14 protein-coding genes are annotated in these 16,039 nt (G+C 48.8%); 2 read left to right on the top strand and 12 right to left on the bottom strand.

Annotated elements, in window-relative coordinates; all coding sequences use genetic code 11:
- Window positions 1–31 precede the first annotated feature (31 nt).
- From DMN77_RS18795 to DMN77_RS18835, 9 genes are all read right to left on the bottom strand, one after another.
- Window positions 32–1,093, bottom strand: a complete 1,062-nt coding sequence (locus DMN77_RS18795) for a hypothetical protein (RefSeq protein ID WP_179015998.1) — start codon at window positions 1,091–1,093, stop codon at window positions 32–34.
- Between the two features lie 216 nt (window positions 1,094–1,309).
- Window positions 1,310–1,951: an orotate phosphoribosyltransferase gene (gene pyrE, locus DMN77_RS18800; protein WP_068782018.1), complete on the bottom strand. Its 642-nt coding sequence runs from the start codon at window positions 1,949–1,951 to the stop codon at window positions 1,310–1,312.
- Window positions 1,945–2,682 (bottom strand): orotidine-5'-phosphate decarboxylase, encoded by a 738-nt coding sequence (pyrF, locus tag DMN77_RS18805; RefSeq protein ID WP_179015999.1) that lies wholly within the window; start codon window positions 2,680–2,682, stop codon window positions 1,945–1,947. The genes pyrE and pyrF overlap by 7 nt, the downstream gene beginning before the upstream one ends.
- A gap of 90 nt (window positions 2,683–2,772) precedes the next feature.
- A complete protein-coding gene (gene carB, locus DMN77_RS18810; RefSeq protein WP_179016000.1) occupies window positions 2,773–5,985 on the bottom strand; it encodes a carbamoyl-phosphate synthase large subunit in 3,213 nt (1,070 codons plus the stop codon).
- Between the two features lie 5 nt (window positions 5,986–5,990).
- Window positions 5,991–7,124 (bottom strand): glutamine-hydrolyzing carbamoyl-phosphate synthase small subunit, encoded by a 1,134-nt coding sequence (carA, locus tag DMN77_RS18815; RefSeq protein WP_179016001.1) that lies wholly within the window; start codon window positions 7,122–7,124, stop codon window positions 5,991–5,993.
- A 77-nt stretch (window positions 7,125–7,201) separates the two neighbouring features.
- Window positions 7,202–8,494 (bottom strand): dihydroorotase, encoded by a 1,293-nt coding sequence (locus DMN77_RS18820; protein ID WP_068782022.1) that lies wholly within the window; start codon window positions 8,492–8,494, stop codon window positions 7,202–7,204.
- 85 nt (window positions 8,495–8,579) lie between these two features.
- Window positions 8,580–9,491, bottom strand: a complete 912-nt coding sequence (locus DMN77_RS18825) for an aspartate carbamoyltransferase catalytic subunit (RefSeq protein ID WP_068782023.1) — start codon at window positions 9,489–9,491, stop codon at window positions 8,580–8,582.
- A 1-nt stretch (window position 9,492) separates the two neighbouring features.
- Window positions 9,493–10,038 (bottom strand): bifunctional pyr operon transcriptional regulator/uracil phosphoribosyltransferase PyrR, encoded by a 546-nt coding sequence (pyrR, locus tag DMN77_RS18830; protein ID WP_068782024.1) that lies wholly within the window; start codon window positions 10,036–10,038, stop codon window positions 9,493–9,495.
- Between the two features lie 460 nt (window positions 10,039–10,498).
- Window positions 10,499–11,752: an LL-diaminopimelate aminotransferase gene (locus DMN77_RS18835; RefSeq protein ID WP_179016002.1), complete on the bottom strand. Its 1,254-nt coding sequence runs from the start codon at window positions 11,750–11,752 to the stop codon at window positions 10,499–10,501.
- 279 nt (window positions 11,753–12,031) lie between these two features.
- Between DMN77_RS18835 and DMN77_RS18840 the strand changes: the two genes are divergently transcribed.
- Window positions 12,032–12,856 (top strand): TraX family protein, encoded by an 825-nt coding sequence (locus tag DMN77_RS18840; protein ID WP_179016003.1) that lies wholly within the window; start codon window positions 12,032–12,034, stop codon window positions 12,854–12,856.
- A gap of 138 nt (window positions 12,857–12,994) precedes the next feature.
- On the opposite strand, the gene DMN77_RS18845 is transcribed toward DMN77_RS18840, so the two are convergent.
- Window positions 12,995–13,936, bottom strand: a complete 942-nt coding sequence (locus tag DMN77_RS18845) for an RluA family pseudouridine synthase (RefSeq protein ID WP_179016004.1) — start codon at window positions 13,934–13,936, stop codon at window positions 12,995–12,997.
- The gene (gene lspA, locus DMN77_RS18850; protein ID WP_068782028.1) at window positions 13,933–14,430 is read right to left on the bottom strand and encodes a signal peptidase II; all 498 of its coding nucleotides are present in this window, start codon (window positions 14,428–14,430) and stop codon (window positions 13,933–13,935) included. Before lspA ends, DMN77_RS18845 begins: the two co-directional genes overlap by 4 nt.
- A gap of 204 nt (window positions 14,431–14,634) precedes the next feature.
- On the opposite strand from lspA, the gene DMN77_RS18855 reads away from it, so the two are divergent.
- Window positions 14,635–15,366, top strand: coding sequence for a TraR/DksA C4-type zinc finger protein (locus DMN77_RS18855; protein ID WP_179016005.1), 732 nt, complete (start codon window positions 14,635–14,637; stop codon window positions 15,364–15,366).
- Here DMN77_RS18855 and DMN77_RS18860 read toward each other — a convergent pair.
- The gene (locus DMN77_RS18860; protein ID WP_068782030.1) at window positions 15,353–15,736 is read right to left on the bottom strand and encodes a DUF5665 domain-containing protein; all 384 of its coding nucleotides are present in this window, start codon (window positions 15,734–15,736) and stop codon (window positions 15,353–15,355) included. The genes DMN77_RS18855 and DMN77_RS18860 overlap by 14 nt on opposite strands.
- Between the last annotated feature and the right edge of the window lie 303 nt (window positions 15,737–16,039).

Here is a 16,039-nt window from a genome sequence, read left to right on the forward strand (position 1 = left end):
GCGAATTAACCGCTAAATCACACTGTTTATTTTATTGAAGGCTATTGGCAATTTCCACCAGCTTATCAGTATCATACAATGGGACGAGCTTGCTACCATCCGTTTTATAGGATAGCAAGCTATACGTATACCCGTCATGCCGCCAGTAAATGGCACTGAATCCGTCATTTCCTTGAATCCAGGCGCGGGCACCATTCTCAAGCTTAGGCCCCTTCTTCCCTTCCGGTTCGGAAGTTACCTTCGAATTGGACTGCCCTAGCACCAGCTGTATTCCCAGCTGTTCATTGGCATACACCATCTGATATAAATCGAAGGGGGCGGCAATCTTGTTTACGGCGCGATGAGTTGCCTCAAAAGGCAGCTTGGGCAGCAGCAAGGGGAATACAGCTTCGCGGATCGTCTGCTGAAAGGCCTCGTCGCTTGCTGAATCCGATGCCCATTGGCTCTCTGTCCCCTTCCACTTCGCCACGCCATCTGTAATTAACAATCCAGAGTCAGCAGCTCCACCCTTAACATCATTAGCAACAGAAGCCGCCACTGATGATTGGTTTGCATACGCCACCACGGTTCCTTGGTCCGATAATTGGATCACCGTTCCCGATCCAACCCTGGAATGAGGCTTCTGCACTTCACTTAGCAAAAATTGCCCGGTGTAATTTTTAGTCTTGCCATTCACTTTATATGTCACGATAACATCTATGGGATCATCCTTGCTGATATTAGTCCCCTTGAATACATTATTGGTAGACATGAGAGTCCGTCCGCCTGCCGCATCAGGTAAGGTGAAGGGGTCATTCGCCTGACTGACCGACGTTATCATCCGACCGCCAAGATGTAAGCCATAGCTGACTCCTTCAAAGCTTTTCTCGTCCCCATTTCGCTCCAGATACTGATCCCCGACGTAAATCGAATCCGGATATACGACCAACTCCACATTTTTTATAAATAAATCATCCGTCGCCACATCGAAGCTAAAAAGCTTAGGCTCCTGATTAAGCTCAGTTAATCGATAAGATAAAAAAGCTACCGTTATAACAAATACCACATTAAGCACAATTGAGCCTATAAACACCGCTCGTGTCTGCTTTGCCAAGTTAACTTCGCCCCTCTCACTGATAAAGATACCATAATTTAGGCGGGTACTCTAATGACAAATCAGATATGGATGGGATGACGATATCCCTCTTCAAGCTATGGATCTCGATGATATTTGTAGAAAGAGCCATATCCCGCCCTATCCTAATGTATTAGCCAAGCTAACACTGGGGATGGGAATCGGAATATGGCTCTATAACTTCCTCTTGGCAGATTATTTACCGAAGGAAGACGGGTCTTGTCTCCACGATTTCAAGAGGTCGAGGTCCTCTGCCTTGATAACTCCACGTTCTACAGCCACATCGATCAGGGCGGAGTAATTGGACAGTGTCTGCAGCGGTACTCCCGCTTCTGCGAAGGCATGAACCGCCTTGTCCAGTTGGTAGCTGAAGATGGCCAGCACGACCAGGGGCTCTGCTCCAACTGCTCGGACTGCTTCGGCTGCCTTGATCGAGCTGCCGCCTGTAGAGATCAGATCCTCGATCACGATCACTTTCTGTCCCGACTTGATCAGGCCTTCAATTTGATTTTCCTTGCCGTGGCCCTTGGCCTTGTCGCGAATGTAAGCCATCGGCAAGCCAAGCTTCTGCGATACAAATGCAGCATGGGGAATTCCCGCCGTTGCCGTCCCCGCTATGACTTCGGCTTCCGGATAAGCCTCACGAATCACTGCCGCAAAGGATTCAGCGATCAGATCGCGGATTTCCGGATAAGACATCGTTAAGCGATTATCGCAATAGATAGGAGATTTGATGCCTGAGGTCCAAGTGAACGGTTCACGCGGACGAAGCGCAACTGCCTCGATATCAAGCAGACGATCTGCAATCTGATTAGCCATAGAATTTGTGTTTACCATGCTTGTTTCATCTCCTCAATAATTTGTAGTGCAGCTTCTCTCGGGCTTGGGGCAGAGATAATCGGTCTGCCTACGACGATGTAGTCCGTTCCCTGCTGCATAGCCTCAAGTGGAGTTAATGTACGCGACTGGTCGCCCGCAGCGCTTCCGGCTGGACGAATTCCTGGCGTAACCGTCTTAAAGTCCTTGCTACAAGCACTCTTAATTGCCTGCACTTCCAGCGGCGAGGCAACAACTCCATCTAATCCCGCTTCCTTCGTAAGCAGGGCATAGGAGACCACCGATTGCTCAACCGTTCCCGGAATCCCAAGCTCCTGATTCAGCATCATCTGATCCGTGCTGGTGAGCTGGGTTACTCCGATCAGGATCGGCTGCTTTAATGCCGGAGAAGCGGCCATTGCTTCCTGCACGCCTTCCTTGGCAGCTTTCATCATCTTCAATCCTCCAGCGGCATGAACATTGAACATATCTACGCCGAGCGAAGTGATGCTAAACGCACCATTCTTGACAGTGTTAGGGATATCATGCATTTTCAAATCCAGGAAGACGGAATACCCGCGATCCTTCAATTCACGGACAAAGTCCGGACCTTCGCTGTAATAGAGCTGCATCCCTACCTTCATATAGCAAGGGATTCCCTCCAGTGTGTCGATGAGTTGTCTTGCCTGCTCCACCGTGGGGCAATCCAGAGCAACCATTAATCTTCCTGCGGCTTGTTCGAATATATTCATGCTTCTTGCCTTCCTCCTGTCATACTCACGGCCCCGAAGTTTAAGCCTCCGGAGCCGCATGAAATATCAATCTGTCTATAAGCTAATCTATTAAGTCCGTGGCATCGCCTGTGAAGAGAAGTTGAGCGTTTCAAGCATTTCCAGCAGTGCGCGGACTGTATCCAGCGAAGTCATGCAGACTACCCCGTTTTCCACCGCTTCGCGGCGAATCCGGAAGCCGTCACGCTCCGGCTCTTTGCCTTTCGTCAGCGTATTGATGACGAAATGTGCTTGGCCGTTGCGGATCAGATCGAGAATGTTCGGCTCTCCGTCCTTCAGCTTGTTCACTGTGGTCACTCGGATATTCGCCTCTTCAAGCGCCGCAGCGGTGCCCGAGGTGGCGATAATCTTATAGCCCAGATTATAGAAGCCGCGCAGAAGTTCCACTGCCTCTTCCTTGTCTTTATCAGATACCGTAGCGATGATCGCTCCGCTAACCGGTATCTTCATTCCCGCCCCTACCAAGCCTTTGTACAGCGCTTTGGCATAACGCAGATCGCGGCCCATCACTTCACCGGTCGATTTCATTTCCGGCCCAAGAGTCGGCTCTACACGGCGCAGCTTCGCGAAGGAGAACACCGGCACCTTCACAGATACCTGCTCGCTCTCCGGCCACATGCCTTCTGCATAACCGAGGTCCTTCAGCTTCTGGCCAAGGATGCATTTCGTCGCTACGTTCGCCATCGGTATATTCGTTACTTTGCTCAGGAACGGTACTGTACGGGACGAGCGAGGGTTAACCTCGATCACATAAACTTCGTTCTGATAGATCACGAACTGGATATTGACCAGACCAACTGTCTTCAGCTCTTTGGCGATCCTGATCGTGATATCGATGATCTTCTCCTTGAGCTCCGCAGATAGATGCTGCGGCGGATATACCGCAATCGAGTCCCCGGAGTGAACACCGGCCCGTTCGATATGCTCCATGATACCTGGGATCAATACGGTCTCGCCATCGCAGATCGCATCAACCTCGACCTCTTTGCCAAGCATGTAGCGGTCAATCAGCACCGGATGCTGGGGATTAATCTTCACCGCTTCCTCCATATAGCGAAGCAGGTCCTCGTCGGAGTATACGATCTCCATCGCCCGTCCGCCCAACACGTAGGATGGACGCACCAGAACCGGATAACCAAGCCCGCGAGCAGTCCCAACCGCTTCATCTACGGAGGTTACTGTGCTGCCCTTAGGCTGAGCGATGTTCAGTTTGGATAAGAGTGCTTCGAACCGCTTGCGGTCCTCCGCCTCATCGATGCTCTCCAAGGAAGTACCGATAATCCGTACCCCGGCCGCTTCTAATGGAGCTGCCAAATTGATCGCCGTCTGTCCGCCGAATTGGACGATAACTCCCAGCGGCTTCTCTTGCTCGATGACATGCATTACATCCTCGAAGAAGAGCGGCTCGAAGTACAAGCGGTCGGATGTATTGAAATCTGTCGATACTGTCTCCGGGTTGTTGTTGATAATGACGGCCTCGTAGCCGGCATTCTGAATAGCCCATACGGCGTGAACCGTAGAATAGTCGAACTCGATCCCTTGACCGATACGAATCGGACCTGAACCAAGAACGATGATCTTCTCTTTATCGGTATGGAGAACTTCGTTCTCCGTCTCATAGGTTGAGTAGTAATATGGCGTCGAGGCCTCAAACTCCGCCGCACAGGTGTCAACCATTTTATAGACCGGTCGGATGCCCTGCTCTTTGCGGACGGCCGTTATGCTGGCTTCCGTCACAAGCGAGCCGCCAGGATGTCCGGCTGAGCGCAGCTCCGCGATAGCGCGGTCCGTGAAGCCCAGTCTTTTCGCTTCATACAAGGTAGCATTGCTTAATTCAACCTCACCGGAGATCCGGCTCTCAAACTGCACCAATCGCTCGATCTTATCCAGGAACCACCAGTCGATGCTTGTCAGGTCTTGAATCTCCTGCAGCTTATAGCCGCGGCGGAAGGCTTCAGCGACAAGGAACAGCCGCTCGTCGTCCGCTTTGGTCAGGCGCTTGTTCAAGGTATCAGTATCCAGCTCTTCGGTTCCTTTTATATATAAACGGTTGGTTCCAATCTCTAGAGAGCGAACCGCTTTATGGATCGATTCCTCGAACGTCCGGCCGATGGCCATTACTTCTCCGGTTGCTTTCATCTGCGTGCCAAGCTTGCGGTTGGCGTGCACAAATTTATCGAACGGCCAGCGCGGAATTTTGCTAACGATATAGTCCAGCGTTGGCTCGAAGCAGGCATAAGTCTGACCTGTGACCGGGTTTATGATTTCATCAAGCGTATAACCGAGAGCGATCTTGGCCGCCATCTTGGCAATCGGATAACCGGTCGCTTTCGAGGCCAGCGCCGATGAACGGCTGACCCGCGGATTTACTTCGATGACGTAGTATTGATAGCTCTGCGGATCAAGGGCAAACTGTACGTTACAGCCGCCTTCAATCTCCAGCGCGCGGATAATCTTCAGCGAGGCCGAGCGGAGCATTTGATACTCCCGATCGGACAGCGTCTGGCTTGGTGCTACAACGATGCTATCGCCGGTGTGAACCCCAACCGGGTCGAAGTTCTCCATATTGCAGACTACGATACAGTTGTCGTTCGCATCGCGCATTACTTCATATTCGATTTCCTTCATGCCGGCGATCGACTTCTCAATAAGACATTGACCGATTGGGCTGTACCGAATACCGGAAGCGACGATCTCTCTTAATTCTTCTTCATTCATACAAATTCCGCCGCCAGTACCGCCAAGCGTATAAGCCGGACGGACAATCAGCGGATAACCGATTTCTTCCGCGAAGCGAAGCGCTTCTTCCAACGTTGTAATGATGGTGCTCTCCGGTACAGGCTGCTCCAGCTCTCGCATCAATTCGCGGAACAAATCGCGGTCTTCCGCCTTCTCAATCGAAGTCAGCTGTGTTCCCAGCAGCTTCACATTTTCACGTTCCAGCACACCGGCGCGAGCAAGCTCCACCGCCATATTCAGGCCCGTTTGTCCGCCAAGGGTCGGCAATAGTCCGTCCGGACGTTCCTGGCGAATGATCTGCGTTACAAAATCGAGCGTAATCGGCTCAATATATACTTTATCAGCCATATTCGTATCCGTCATGATCGTGGCCGGGTTGCTATTAATCAGAACAACTTCTACGCCTTCTTCTCTCAACGCTTGGCAAGCCTGGGTTCCGGCATAATCGAACTCGGCAGCCTGACCAATGACGATCGGACCGGACCCGATCACAAGAATTTTCTTCATTTCTTTATTTATCGGCATAGTTATTATTCCCCTTTCGCCCTAGCCATCAACTCAATTTGACGCGATTTTCTCGGATGTTGTCTTTTATGCTCACGGATCATATCAATGAAGCGGTCAAACAGATAGCTGTTGTCATACGGGCCCGGAGAGGCCTCAGGATGGTATTGTACCGAGAAGGCAGGGTACTTCTTATGTCTAACGCCTTCGACCGTCTTATCATTATTGTTGATATGGGTCACTTCCAGTTCTGTGCCCGCAATAGATGCCTCGTTAACCGTATAGCCGTGATTCTGCGAAGTTATATAGCAGCGGCCTGTTGCCAATTCCTTAACCGGATGGTTGCCACCGCGGTGGCCGAATTTCAGCTTTTCAGTATCGGCGCCACAAGCCAGCGACAACAGCTGGTGTCCCAGACAAATTCCGAAGATCGGATATTCGCCGAGAAGCTCAGAGATCATCTCAGCAGCGTAAGGTACATCTTTGGGATCACCAGGGCCGTTGGATAATTGAATCCCGTCCGGGTTAAGGCGGCGAATCTCTTCAGCCGTCGTGTTATGCGGCACAATGACCACATCGCAATCCCGTTGGTTCAGCTCGCGCAGGATACCGCTCTTCGCGCCAAAGTCCACGAGTACGATCCGTTCCTTGGTACCCGGGCTACTGTAGATATGCTGTGTAGAGGTCCGCGCTACTTGATTGCGCAGTTCATCGATGCTAGCTGCTGCTACCAGCTCCTGCAGTTCTTCGACCGACTTCGAGGAAGTCGTAAGGATTCCCTTCATTGTGCCATGATGACGAATAATCCGAGTCAACATCCGTGTATCAATATCTGTAATGCCAGGAATGCCATACTCCTTAAGTAAATCGCCCAGACTGCATTCCGCTCTCCAATTGCTTGGTCTTGGCTCATACCGACGTACGATAAAGCCGTGAATCGAAGGTGCAATTGACTCGAAATCATCGCGCGAAATTCCGTAGTTGCCGATCAGCGGATGCGTCATGGTGACGATCTGACCGCAATAAGAAGGATCAGACAGCACCTCTTGATATCCCGTAATCCCTGTATTAAAAACGACCTCGCCCGTTTTTTCCACTTCCGCTCCGAACGATTTGCCTGTAAACAGCGTGCCGTCCTCTAATAACAATCTAGCCTGCATCCTCTTTGCACTCCTTTTTATACACTTCTATATTCTCTGGATCATCCTTCATTTCAAGGGCGACTTGCCCGATAATTCTACAACGTGTTACTCCACACCAGCTTCCCGCCAACAATCGTATCTGTCGGCCAGCCCTTCAGCTTCCAGCCCGTAAACGGTGTGTTGCGACCCTTCGTGGCGAACGTCTTCGGATCAACGCTGCGTTCTTGCTCAAGATCAATAACGGTTAGATCGGCAGGAGCTCCAGGCGCAAGCTTACCGGCAGATAGTCCGAATACCCGGGCCGGATCAGCTGTCATCCGTTTGACAAGCATCTCCAGGCTCCAGCGGCCTGTTGCCACGAACTTCGTATAGAGCAGCGGGAAGGCTGTCTCGAATCCGACGATACCAAAAGGTGCCTGGAGCATGCCCTTAGCCTTCTCCTCTTCGCTATGCGGAGCATGATCCGTAACAATGATGTCAATCGTGCCATCTTCAAGCGCTGCAATACATGCTTCAACATCTCGCTTGGATCTTAGCGGCGGATTCATCTTCCAGTTAGCATCTGGTCCGGGAATGTCTTCCTCAGACAGGACCAGATGATGGGGACAGATCTCCGTAGTCACATTGATGCCGATCTCCTTCGCTTGGCGAATCAGGCGGATCGACTGTTCGGTGCTGACATGGCATACATGGTAGTGTGCTCCTGTTGCTTCGGCGAGCAGAATATCGCGGCCAACATGAATCGCTTCTGACTCATTCGGGATTCCTTTGAATCCATGCTTTCTGGCAAATTCACCTTCAGCAACCGGCGCCCCTTCCACCAAAGAGTCATCCTCACAATGCGCGATGACCGGCATTCCCATAGAAGTGGCCTTTCTCATCGCATCCTTCATCATTTGAGCGTTTTGTACACCTACTCCGTCATCCGTAAATCCGATCGCTCCGGCTTCCTTCAACGCTGCAAAGTCGGTTAATTCCCGGCCTAACTCCCCTTTGGTAATCGCTGCGTAAGGCAGCACATTCACCAGCCCTGCTTGCTTGGCTTTCTCTTGAACAAGCTTCACCATGTCCGCATTGTCAGTTATCGGCCTCGTATTGGGCATACAAGCGATCGTCGTGAAACCGCCCTTTGCTGCAGAGCGGGAACCTGTCTCGATCGTCTCTTTATGTTCAAAGCCCGGCTCGCGAAGGTGAACGTGCATATCGATGAGCCCCGGTGTCACCAGCTTGCCATTAGCATCCATAACTTTGCTATCCGCTTCGATATTCACATCCGTTCCTGCGCTGTCCTCCACTTTATCTATTACACCGTTCTGCACATAGATTGTCTTCAGTTCCAGCTGTCCGTTCTCGTTCAATACATTTGCATTACGAATAATGAGTTGCATGGAAGATACACCGTCCTTATAGTCGTTAATTATTTCTATAGTATCGCTTATCAAAAATGATGGCTGCTTGGTCGCCAGCTGCGACCTAGTGCATTGCCCGTTCCATGACCGCCATCCGAATGGGGACACCATTTGCCATTTGCTTAAAAATTCTCGACTGCGCATGCTCTACCACCGCATCGTCAATCTCCACGTTGCGGTTCATCGGTGCAGGGTGCATGATGATCGTGTGGGGAGCAAGCTTGCCTGCTCTCTCTTCGGTTAGACCGTACTGCATGCGATAATCATCTTTGGATTTGAACAATCCTTCCGTATGCCGCTCCAGCTGTACACGCAGCATCATGACGACATCGGCGCAAACCGCCTCGTCCATCGGAACATAAGGAGCATATTCCGCCAGCTCCGGCGCGCGCATATTTTCGGGTGCGCAGAACTTCACATCTGCTCCAAATTTCTGCAATGCCCATAGATTGGAGCGTGCAACCCGGCTATGCTCAATATCGCCGATAATCGACACCTTAAGGCCTCTTAAGTCTCCAAAGTGCTGCTTCATGGTATAAAGGTCAAGCAGCGCTTGCGTAGGATGCTCATTTCTTCCGTCACCTGCATTAATCAGCGGAATGGAAAGCCGTTCTGCCAGTTCCTCCAGCACGCCGGAAGGCGCGAGCCGGATCACCTCTGCATCGACTCCCATGGATTCTATCGTACGGACCGTATCGTAGATGGATTCTCCCTTCTCTACGCTGGATGCGCTCGCTGAGAAGTTCAAAACCTCTGCGCCCAGCCTTTTCTGTGCCATTTCAAAAGAGAAGCGAGTCCGTGTGCTGCTTTCAAAAAACATGTTAGCCACGAATTTATCCTTTAGTACCGGAACTACTTTATCTGTCTGACTGTCCCAGAACGCCGCCCGTTCCAGGATCGAATTAATCTCAGCTGTGCTTAAATCTTTTAATCCGAGTAAGCTGCGTTCCTTTAAAGCCGATACGGTCGTTATCATTTTAGTGTCCTCCCCGTTGCTGCAAAATTCTGACTTCGTCGCTTCCGTCATTCTCCTCCAAGAGCACCTCAATCTCTTCGGCTCTCGAGGTCGGTACGTTCTTACCGATATAGTCCGGACGAATGGGGAGTTCGCGATGCCCACGGTCAGCCAGAACTGCCAGCTGAATGGCTTCCGGTCGGCCGCAATCCATGATTGCGTCCATCGCCGCCCGTATCGTACGCCCCGTGTACAGAACATCATCAATCAGGATGACAACCTTGTCGTGAATGGAAACCGGGAAATTAGCTTTCTCCGTGCCTCTTTCTTCGCTGGAACGATCATCTCGGTAAGAGGTGACATCCAGTTCAACCCAAGGAATGGAGACACCCTCGATATTCTCCAGCCGCTCAGCCAAGCGCTTGGCCAGGAATACCCCGCGGGTCTTGATTCCGGCTAACACACAGTTCTCAATTCCTTTATTGCGTTCGATAATCTCATGGGCGATTCTTGTCAGCGCCCGTCTAATCGCAGTTTCATCCATAATGACATGGCTTTCTACTTCCATCTCAAATGCCTCCTCGGGATTAAATTAATCCGGTTCCGTGAAAGGCGCATAAAAAAACTCCTTGCCTGGATCAGGCAAGGAGTCTCTTGGCCACAGTAAATAACCATGACTGTCATAAGGATCCCGGACATAATCACTAGATACTAGTGTGCCCAGGTATTCCCTCCACGTTACCTTGCCAGTCTCACGGGACTGAATTAAAGGTGCTATTTCGTTCATGAGAATTATGACAGATTGCGACTTCTGTGTCAAGATAGTCCGCCTGGAAAAGCAAGCTTTTTGGCTGCTGAAATTTTCAGCCCTATGCCTGCTGGAGTGAGATGTAACTCATTGGTTATAAATATACATTATAGTTAATAATTATTCAATACAATTTTTCCTCTCTATGGCAATAAATAAAGCGCCACTCCCTAAAATGAAGGAATGACGCTTCTTGTATTTGCTAGCTCTTAACCGGTTCTCAAAATTGAAACTTCACTTCACTCAATCTCCGCTTGATTTCCGCAATGACAGACTGCTCCTCCCCAACTCCGTGAGCTTCAAAAGTGACCGAGAAACGGACAAAATGTCCGGCATCATCCCACGGAACTGTGGAGATTAGCTTCTCCCGGATCAAATACTGCGAGAAATCCTCCGCTGATTCAAATTTCGGACCGCCCGCAACCCCCTTCGGAATCGCAACATAAAGGAAGAAAGAACCCTTTGGCTTCACGGCTCTGAATCCGAGCTCATTAAGCGCAGCCACCAAAAGATTGTGGCGTCTTGAATATTTGGCAGCGATGGCTTCCGTAATTTCCGGGTGGGCCAGACCGTAGGCGGCAGCTTTCTGAATAGCGATAAATTGCCCTGAATCGTTGTTATCCTTCACATCGCTGAATGCTTTGACGATTAATGGATTACCCGCCACAAAACCGATTCGCCAACCGGTCATATTGTACGATTTTGAGAGTGAATGCAATTCAAGGCCTACATCCTTTGCTCCAGGCACAGACAAGAAACTGAGCGGCCGAACACCATCATAAGTTAATGCTGCATAAGGCGCATCGTGAATGACAACTACATTATATTTTCGAGCCCAGGCGACGACCTCTGTGAAGAATTCCACAGTAGCGCAAGCTCCGGTTGGATTATTGGGATAATTCAAGTAGAGCAGCTTGGCCTTTACGGCGACATCTTCCGGGATGGAATTCAGATCGGGCAGAAAATGATTTTCCTCTGTTAACGGCACGGTGTATACAATTCCACCCAGATAATGCGTATGAGTTCCAAGAACCGGATAACCCGGCACTGTCATAATCGTAATATCACCAGGATTAATGAAGCAGGTCGGCAGCATGGCCAATGCCGGCTTCGAGCCGATGGAATGGACAATCTCCGTTGTTGGGTCGATTCCTTCCACCTGAAATACTTCCTGCAAATAACGGGCAGCAGCGATCTTAAAATCTGCGATACCGTTGTCAGCATATCCCCGATTCTCCGGCTTGCCTGCTTCTTCCGCCAGTCTGACTACAATAGCGCTATCCGCCATATCGTCCGGCTCGCCTACGCCCATATCGATTAGCGCCAGCTCCGGCCGTTCTTTCTTCGCTGCGGCCTTTGCCCGCTTTATTTTTTCAAATTTATAAATAGCTGTATCTTTACCGTAATTCGCCCCACCGATCCGCTCTGCAAACTGCTGTTGAATATACGTCTCTTGATACATCTCTATAGTCATTTTACTTCTCCATCTCCTTATGAACATCCGTTCCAGTTCATCTTAATTAACCGCTGCATCATATACCGGAATGCATTGCGTTAGCCATATTAAATATGCTGTAAAACGTACCTCAAGAGAATGGATTAATCACCGGATCGTTTGTACTTTTTAGCTTAAGCATAATTTTAACTAAAATTAAACATCGCCTGCCTCTAATTTAACCTGCAGCCAGTAAGATTGCTGAAGAGCTGAAACTTGCAACAATAAATTTAATACTTGCGTTCGGAGGAATACTAAATGCTGCAAAAAGGTTTAAACGGATTTCAGATTAAGCTACTGGCGCTAATTTTTATGACAATTGATCACATTCATTTTGCGTTTCAAGGGGTATATGAAATTCCGCTCGCTTTCAACATTATAGGGAGAATGGCCGCCCCGATCTTTGTATTTATGGTTACAGAAGGCATGAGGCATACCCGCAATCGCGAAAAATACATGCTCAGATTATGGATTGGATCGTTAATTATGAATTTCGGGAATTCTATTATAAGTGACCACTTCCCTTTAAAAAATGGCGGTATCATCAGTAACAATATTTTCTCCACCTTACTTACTATTTGTCTGCTTATCTATGGATTTGAAAAGATTGTAATCAGCTTAAAAGCAAAGCAATATTACAAGGTTCTAGGATTTTCATTGCTGACCCTGTTGCCGTTTATTAGCTATGCTTTGATTATGGCAATCACAAAAACGGGCTTTGAATCTCAATTTATGATGTATCTTCTTAGATTTATAATGACCGTATTCCCAAACATCATATTTACAGAAGGCGGTTATTTTGTTGTCTTATTAGGACTCGGATTTTATCTGTTTGGACAAAGCAGAACAAAACTGGGCGTCTTTTATCTGATAGCTTCAGTAGTCTATTTCTTCTTAAGTGTCGATTATTCATCTGTCTCGGCAATACTCGCAAGCGATGTTCAATGGCTAATGATATTGGCATTGCCATTCCTGCTGCTGTACAACCGTGAGAAAGGCAGAAGCATGAAGTACTTTTTCTATCTTTACTATCCGCTGCATATTTATGTTCTGGTGATTTTATCTTACTACTTGGGGCGATAACTAAATATTAGAATTTATCTGGGGGAGCACTCAGGCCTTCAGATCCCAAAATGGCGAAAATACAAAAAGCAGCCTCTCCGGCAAAGGATTTGAAAAATCCGGTATGCAGAGGGACTGCTTTATTTATATTATGCCGCTCTAGCGGCTGCGAAGCGATTGCAATAACATTTCCATATCATCCGGAATCGGAGCTGTGAACTCGATATATTGTCCGCTGGAAGGATGAATAAAACCGAGAACGGCGGCGTGGAGAGCCTGTCCATCCATCTTGATTCCTTTACTGCGTCCGTACATAGGATCTCCCACCAATGGATGACCGATGAATTTCATATGAACCCGAATTTGGTGCGTCCTTCCAGTTTCCAGCTTAAGCTCAACCAGCGTGTAGTCGCCAAATCGTTCCACCACATGAAAATGCGTTATTGCCTGCTTGCTGTTCTTCTCAATCACCGTATACATTTTACGATCCTGAGGATCGCGTCCAATCGGTGCATCAATGGTACCTTGATCATGACTCAGGTTGCCATGGACCAAAGCATAATATTTGCGCGTAACGGAATGCTCTTTCAATTGGGCGGCCAATGAGGCGTGTGCCTTGTCATTTTTGGCTGCCATTAACAGACCGGAAGTATCCTTATCAATCCGATGAACAATACCTGGTCGAATCTCGCCATTGATACCTGATAAGTCCTTGCAATGGGACATCAAGGCATTCACCAGCGTCCCGGAAGAATGACCTGGAGCCGGGTGCACAACCGTCCCCCGCGGCTTATTTACGACGATGACATCCGCGTCTTCATAGTACACATCGAGCGGTATATCCTCAGGAATGATCTCCGTGGATTCCGCCTCCGGTATAGTCAGCGTTACGCGATCTCCCGTATTTACTTTATGATTCGCTTTTACAGATTCGCCATTCACAAGGATATGTCCATCCTCAATCCATAACTGGATCGCACTGCGTGAATACGCTTCTCCAAGCTGCTCTTTGACAAACTTATCGATTCTGTTCTTCTCAGCCGCTTCCCATTCATACGACTGCAGTTCAGAATCGATCCATTCTTGATCTTCCAAATTCATAGCTGTTCCTCTTGCTCCTGACCTGTACTGGATGCCTGCTTCTCTCTGCGAATATCCAGCAGGGAATCCAGCACAATAAGAATAACACCGATCACAATGCATGAATCCGCAAAATTAAAGATCGGAAAAGTATACGAACCAAAATTTAACTGCAAAAAATCGACAACCTCGCCACTAACCGCACGGTCCAGGAAATTGCCGACTGCGCCGCCAAGTACCAGCGAGAGTGCAATAGACAACATTTTCTTGCCTGTACGCCTTATTTTTTGCAAATACCAGATGATACCCACAACCACAACGACTGTAATCACGATAAAGAACCAGCGCTGCTCCTGCAGAATGCCAAATGCTGCGCCACGATTACGGCTCGACGTAATGAGGAAGAAGTTGCCAATTACCGGAATCTGCTCACCGATCATTAATTGAGTGGCGATTAAATACTTCGTTCCTTGATCAATTAGAAACGCAACCAATGCGATCAAAAAATAAATCACGCGGGAATTCACCTCATTTTTTCTTTTCCCTGCTGAATTTATCGGCAGGATTCACCACATGCAAGACCTGTCTATTGTAGCATAGCAAGAGGAAAACCGTCCATGCGCGAAAGGATTTTCCTCAGGTAAAACGCAGCGGTTTTGCGCAAAATATCGCTAAGACGAATTCTCTAATGACCTCGCCTCTAGAAAGGAGTTACCGATATGTCTCATTTATCCGAGCAGCAGCTCACTGAGCTTAGAAGCAAATTGAATGAATCTCGAAATGAAATCCAGCATCGGTTGAGCGATAATAACCACTATGGGCTTGAGGATTCTCTCCGTGATACCACGAATGAACTCTCGACGGTGGACAATCACCCGGCTGATCTCGGTACGGAGGTATACGAACGCGGTAAGGATCTAGCTCTTATCGAGCATAATGAGCTGCAATTAACCCGTATTGAGTCCGCTTTGCAAAAAATGAACGATGGAACCTATGGAATCTGCTCCACCTGTGGCAAGCCGATCAGCTTCGACCGCCTGAGTGCTATTCCTGAGACTGCTTATTGTAAGGAGCACAGCCCGCAAACCGTTCATTCAGTAGCGCGTCCTATTGAAGAGCAATTTCTGTATCCTCCGTTCGGCAGAAGCAGTCTGGATGAACACGAATATAACGGATTTGACGGTGAAGATGCTTGGCAGATTGTTGAGAGCTTTGGAAGCTCCAATACACCAGCGATGGCGGAAGATCGGGATATATCGGATTATAACGATATGGAGATTGAAGCTTCGTCAGAGCTGGATGGCTTCGTCGAACCGCTGGAAAGCTTCGTCGCCACCGATATTTATGGTGAGAATGTTTGCTTTTTCCGCAGCAAGCGCTGGAAACAATCGATGGATACCGGCGACTATGTGGATGATGACGAATTGGAAGGCGGCCCTAATACGTATTAAGCTCAAGCTGACGTTGAACAATCCGGACAATATCGGCAATATAATCTCCAATAATCGGTAAATTCAAAGCTCCTAGCACCTGTAAGACATAAATAATCGTCGCCGCAAAAAAAGTAAACCCGATGGCGATTCCTACCCCACGTGCCGTTCCTGACAATATATTCAGCCAAATTAGACGCCAGGGTCGATTCAGCAGCTCGGTATATTGAGCAATCCGCGATTTCTCCAGCTGCTGCGTCCATTGCAAGGTCAAACGATACATCTCGCTCATCTGCTCCTCGGGTGTCCCCGGCGGCTTATTAAACGGATCCTGATCTTCTACTTCTGTTTTCTCCGGGCTGACATTTGGCTTTCCTTTACGCCGAATCATTCCGGGCACCTCCGTTACACGTAAAGAAACGAGCCTGGGTACTGCTTTTCGCACCCCAAGCTCGTTCTTTGGGTTATTTGTTATTATAGCCTAAGTGGAAGTTCAAAATTCCGCCTTTGATCACGAAGTAACACTGTAAGTTTGTTCGACTTCGAATCTTGAATTCAGCCGGGGTCTCCGGTGCTCTCGTACAAACTGCGTACGCTCCGCTCCTCTACCCCTAGCTTCATCCAACCTTCTCGATGCTGAAAACCGGAATGTTTGAACCTTTATTGAACTAGGAAGTTCAAAATTCCGCCTTTG

Origin of the sequence: Paenibacillus sp. 79R4 (genome assembly GCF_013393165.1) — a bacterium.
GTDB lineage: Bacteria > Bacillota > Bacilli > Paenibacillales > Paenibacillaceae > Fontibacillus.

Coding starts and splice junctions, on each gene's coding strand:
- DMN77_RS18855 (WP_179016005.1), top strand. CDS start 14,635: ATGTCTCATTTATCCGAGCAGCAGCTCACTGAGCTTAGAAGCAAATTG.
- DMN77_RS18845 (WP_179016004.1), bottom strand. CDS start 13,936: ATGAATTTGGAAGATCAAGAATGGATCGATTCTGAACTGCAGTCGTAT.
- pyrR (WP_068782024.1), bottom strand. CDS start 10,038: ATGGAAGTAGAAAGCCATGTCATTATGGATGAAACTGCGATTAGACGG.
- DMN77_RS18835 (WP_179016002.1), bottom strand. CDS start 11,752: ATGACTATAGAGATGTATCAAGAGACGTATATTCAACAGCAGTTTGCA.
- pyrF (WP_179015999.1), bottom strand. CDS start 2,682: ATGAATATATTCGAACAAGCCGCAGGAAGATTAATGGTTGCTCTGGAT.
- DMN77_RS18840 (WP_179016003.1), top strand. CDS start 12,032: ATGCTGCAAAAAGGTTTAAACGGATTTCAGATTAAGCTACTGGCGCTA.
- carB (WP_179016000.1), bottom strand. CDS start 5,985: ATGCCGATAAATAAAGAAATGAAGAAAATTCTTGTGATCGGGTCCGGT.
- DMN77_RS18820 (WP_068782022.1), bottom strand. CDS start 8,494: ATGCAACTCATTATTCGTAATGCAAATGTATTGAACGAGAACGGACAG.
- carA (WP_179016001.1), bottom strand. CDS start 7,124: ATGCAGGCTAGATTGTTATTAGAGGACGGCACGCTGTTTACAGGCAAA.
- pyrE (WP_068782018.1), bottom strand. CDS start 1,951: ATGGTAAACACAAATTCTATGGCTAATCAGATTGCAGATCGTCTGCTT.
- DMN77_RS18825 (WP_068782023.1), bottom strand. CDS start 9,491: ATGATAACGACCGTATCGGCTTTAAAGGAACGCAGCTTACTCGGATTA.
- DMN77_RS18860 (WP_068782030.1), bottom strand. CDS start 15,736: ATGATTCGGCGTAAAGGAAAGCCAAATGTCAGCCCGGAGAAAACAGAA.